General features: G+C 50.4%; 4 protein-coding genes. 3 read left to right on the top strand and 1 reads right to left on the bottom strand.

Annotation, left to right across the window (positions count from 1 at the left end):
• The 3 genes from NP552_RS25805 to NP552_RS25795 form a co-directional block, all read left to right on the top strand.
• The coding region (locus NP552_RS25805; RefSeq protein WP_274097318.1) for an IS5 family transposase at window positions 1-518 on the top strand (518 nt) is incomplete at its 5' end.
• A gap of 1,242 nt (window positions 519-1,760) precedes the next feature.
• Window positions 1,761-3,074: an SMODS domain-containing nucleotidyltransferase gene (locus NP552_RS25800; RefSeq protein WP_100634012.1), complete on the top strand. Its 1,314-nt coding sequence runs from the start codon at window positions 1,761-1,763 to the stop codon at window positions 3,072-3,074.
• A complete protein-coding gene (locus NP552_RS25795; RefSeq protein WP_100633739.1) occupies window positions 3,071-3,694 on the top strand; it encodes an SLATT domain-containing protein in 624 nt (207 codons plus the stop codon). Before NP552_RS25800 ends, NP552_RS25795 begins: the two co-directional genes overlap by 4 nt.
• Before the next feature lie 178 nt (window positions 3,695-3,872).
• On the opposite strand, the gene NP552_RS25790 is transcribed toward NP552_RS25795, so the two are convergent.
• A partial coding sequence (locus NP552_RS25790; RefSeq protein WP_274097317.1) for an IS5 family transposase occupies window positions 3,873-4,370 on the bottom strand: 498 nt, incomplete at its 5' end.

Below are 4,370 nucleotides of genomic sequence, written 5' to 3'. Positions count from 1 at the left end.
AAAAAAAAAGGGGGCCTGACGAGCCTGCCGATCACGCTCTAGGCCGCAGTCGCGGTGGCCTGACAACCAAAATCCACATGCTCTGCGACGCCAACGGGACACCGTTGTGCTTCCTCCTCTCTGGCGGTCAAGCCAGTGACATCAGCTACGCCCAACCCCTGTTGGACGAGGTCAGCATTCCATTGAGCCAACGTGGCCGCCCGCGTAAACGCTGTAAATGGTTGCTTGCCGACAAGGGCTACGATGCCGAAGCGCTACGCCGTTATTGCGACCGATATCGAATGCAACCCGTCATCCCGCTGCGCTCGATGAAGCGCAAACCCAAGCCTGGCTTACCAAGGCTGTTTGATCGGCCCAAGTACCGACAGCGCAACATCATCGAGCGCATGTTTGACTGGCTGAAAGAGAACCGACGCATCGTGACGCACTTCGACAAGCTCGCGAAAAGCTATGCCGCTATGGTCTCGCTGGCTTGTTCCATGCGGTGTTTGCGACATCTCTTTTCGTACAGAACCTAAATCAAAGACCTCTTCCCGACCAGAAGGGAAAGCTACGGATTCTGAATAATTTTTCCTGTCATTAGCTACTCAATAACCGTCCCTTTTGGCAGAAATGGCATCTAGAACCAGAGGTATTCAGAGCATACTTCTGCACAGGGCGGCCAGGTTATAAACCGACTTATCCACAGAAATGCGCTGTGCAAATATGCTCAAGCCACCGCTGGAAACACAACATGTAGTAGTCTAGAAATTTCTAACGCGCTAGATTGTACAAAAAACGTACAGCGATCATTTTTTGTCCACTTTAAGGGGAAAGCCCATACTCGCCGTTACGCGTAACGGAAATAGCCCACAGGCGCTCCAAAAAAAACACAAGTTATCCACAGGTGCTCGCCTTGCACTTTACCCAGGAGTTGGCATATCTTGTGTTCGGTCTAGAGCGAAGCGGATTTGAACAAAATTCTTGCCATGTTCGGTTGCACTTCCCTCATACGAAAAAGTGGTAACATGAAGGCGTCTGTACAGATGTACAGGCGAAAAAAAACCCCTCCCACGCGCCAACGTGAGAGAGGTCTCGATGCGGTCAACAGAGATTTTGTCTGGAAAACTAGGCTCTGAAGATCGCTTTTGCCCAAGTCGGTTAGGACAGGAGGTGGCGCGGGAGTATACGTACCAGCCCGCAGTGGCACAATCGTTTTAAGCCTGAAAGGGCTGAGCGGTCAAGGGCTGTGTCATAAAAATTATCCGAGCTTCTTACTGCCTACCGACTCATTAGGAGTGCGGTATGGATACACAGAACGAGAAGTCGAACGACGAAAATTTCGAGTCCATCTACTGCCGCTTCAGGTGCAGTGGCAAGCGTCTGCTGGACGCCTTCGGCCTGAAAGCTTGGCGGTTAAGGGTGAAGCGTCGGAAGGGAGGTGGCCAATGAGCTCGCTCAGCCGTCTCCGCCGCCGCCCCCGCAACCGACCTCGTAGTAAGGCAGTATTCGTGCATGCCTATCACCGGTTTCGGTTTGGACGCTGGGAGAATGTGACATCCCATTTCCGGTGCCATCCAGGGCAGCTATCTTTCGACTTCTAAACAGTTCCAGGGGCACGCCAAGATGCTGCCCCCTTTTAAATGCAGTTTGTTCTTCTCTTGATTCGTATGAAGGACGGCTATCGATTTGCGTTGTGGATTTTTATTTAAAGCAGCTTAGGGCTGCCTAATCGATTGCGCCCGGCCTTTATGTTATGGACAATTAAAACCGAGACCACGATGTCGACTGCTACCAATTTCAAAACGTTCTTCGACAATATCAAAATCACCAACCATGAGACCATTGAGACCAGGTACGAGGAAATTACGCTTTCACTGAACAAGCGATTCCGCGATCTCGAATCTCGCACACGATACAACCTACAGGTTGGGTCTTATGGTCGGTGGACAGCTATCAAAGGCATCTCAGATCTCGACATGCTGTACATCATGCCAGGATCTGCTTGGCAAACATACAATAAATCTGGAGGTCAATTCAGCCTTTTGACAGATGTCAAAAATTCGCTACTGAAACGGTACCCTAACACAAACATCTACGTTGATCGGTTAGTGGTATGCGTTACGTTCGCCAGCTTCCACGTGGAAGTACAACCTGTTTTCGAGCAGGCCGACGGAAGCTTCAAGTACCCGGACACCTACAATGGTGGATCATGGAAGATCACCAAGCCGCGAGAAGAAATCGAGGCTACGAAAACAACCAACGATGAGAACAACCGCAATCTTCGCTATCTCTGCAAAATGATCCGCGCCTGGAAGAACAAGCACGGGATCGGGATTGGTGGACTTCTAATCGACACCCTAGCGCATAATTTCCTGAAGTCGACTACATTGTATGCCGACAAGAGCTTCTCTTGGCACGACTGCATGATTCGAGACTTCTTCGGGTATGCGTCTAAACTGCCCAATCAGGATCGCTGGGCTGCGCTGGGAAGCCGTCAGCACGTGAAGGTAAAACAGAAGTTTCAGAAATCTGCGGGAAAAGCCCATGACTTGTGCGTGAAGGCCATTGAAGCAACTGGTAAGGAATACGAGGGCGATCGCTGGAAAAAGGTCTTTGGCCCTGAGTTTCCGAGCACGAGGGTATTTTTGGCCAAAGCCGGCATGGAGAGCCTAATCACCAATACTCGCAGCTTCCGCGACACCGAGCAGCAGATTGAAGATCAAGTTCCAGTTGATATCCGCTACCCACTGACCATCGACTGCGAAGTGATCCAAAACGGCTTCCGTGAGCGCCTGCTCAGCGAGCTTATCGCGATGGGAATGCCGCTCAGGGCTCGCAAGAACTTGAAATTTCACATCACGAAGAACAGTGTTCCAGAGCCGTATGATATTAAGTGGAAAGTTCTTAATATTGGCGAGGAAGCCGAAAAGCGTGACTGCGTTCGCGGGCAGATTTTCAATGACTACGGCAGGCATGAGGTCAGTGAGTCAACGACTTTCAAAGGCGACCATCTCGTTGAATGCTACGTTCTCAAAAACGGTGTCGTTGTAGCTCGCGACCAAGTCCTTGTCCCTATCAGCGAGACCGTATGAAAAAAGACGCGCTGTTGAAATGCATCGCCGAAACCGGCTACAACGTAGGTTTCGGCGGAAGGAAGCATTGGGCGACCTACGACATAGTCGACAAGGTGCCAGGATTCATCGGCTTCTTCTCGACTGCCATGGGTGTTTTTGCCCTGGTATATGACTCCCTCTCGGCTAAAGACATATCTGCAGCTCTAGTTGTGCTTGGCGTAATAGGACTGTACATATCTTTCTACGACTCTAAAAAGAGCGACTACGAAAAGGCAGCCAAATCGATTACTAGAAACTTCAACTCGCTTCGCGACCTTTATCGCACCGCTCAAAACAGCCAAGACGACTCGAAGAACGAAGAACATTACAATCAGCTAATGGAAATCGAAAACGAATACTATTCCAACTCGATTAGCAAGCAAATCCTTTTCAGCGACTGGTACGCTCATTACAAATTTTTCTGGCAGTATCAAATCGACTGGGTAGAAGAGCAGAAGAAATTTAGCTTCTGGCGAGACAAAATACCTTTGACAGGATGGGTCGCACTTGCCCTGCTATTAGGAATGCTTGTCTGCTACTCGCTAGGCAAAATTGACATAATTCAATCTTGCTACGCTTTATGTACCAGCCCAACTTAAAAGCTAGCACTCATTCATGTGAGGCCTAGATTCCAACCAGGCCTCACATCATCATTTCACTGACCAACTGGATAACTAATAATGGCCTGCTGATCATTCAGTGCGAACATCGAATTACCTGAAAGCGAAACAAATGGAAATGTAGCGTAATGAACATTCTGCGTAGACAAGTTTAACACTAGGTTCTGTACGAAAAGAGATGTCGCAAACACCGCATGGAACAAGCCAGCGAGACCATAGCGGCATAGCTTTTCGCGAGCTTGTCGAAGCGCGTCACGATGCGTCGGTTCTCTTTCAGCCAGCCAAACATGCGCTCGATGATGTTGCGCTGTCGGTACTTGGGCCGATCAAACAGCCTTGGTAAGCCAGGCTTGGGGTTGCGCTTCATCGAGCGCAGCGGGATGACGGGTTGCATTCGATATCTGTCGCAATAACGGCGTAGCGCTTCGGCGTCGTAGCCCTTGTCGGCAAGTAACCATTTACAGCGTTTACGCGGGCGGTCACGTTGGCTCAATAGAATGCTGACCTCGTCCAACAGGGGTTGGGCGTAGCTGATGTCACTGGCCTGACCGCCAGAGAGGAGGAAGTGCAACGGTGTCCCGTTGGCGTCGGTTGTCAAGCCACCGCGACTGCGGTCTAGAGCGTGATCGGCAGGCTCGTCAGGCCCCCTTTTTTC

Source organism: Pseudomonas sp. 8209 (assembly GCF_028682105.1).
Classification (GTDB): domain Bacteria; phylum Pseudomonadota; class Gammaproteobacteria; order Pseudomonadales; family Pseudomonadaceae; genus Aquipseudomonas; species Aquipseudomonas palmensis.
This window is presented reverse-complemented; position numbering and strand designations above follow the sequence as displayed.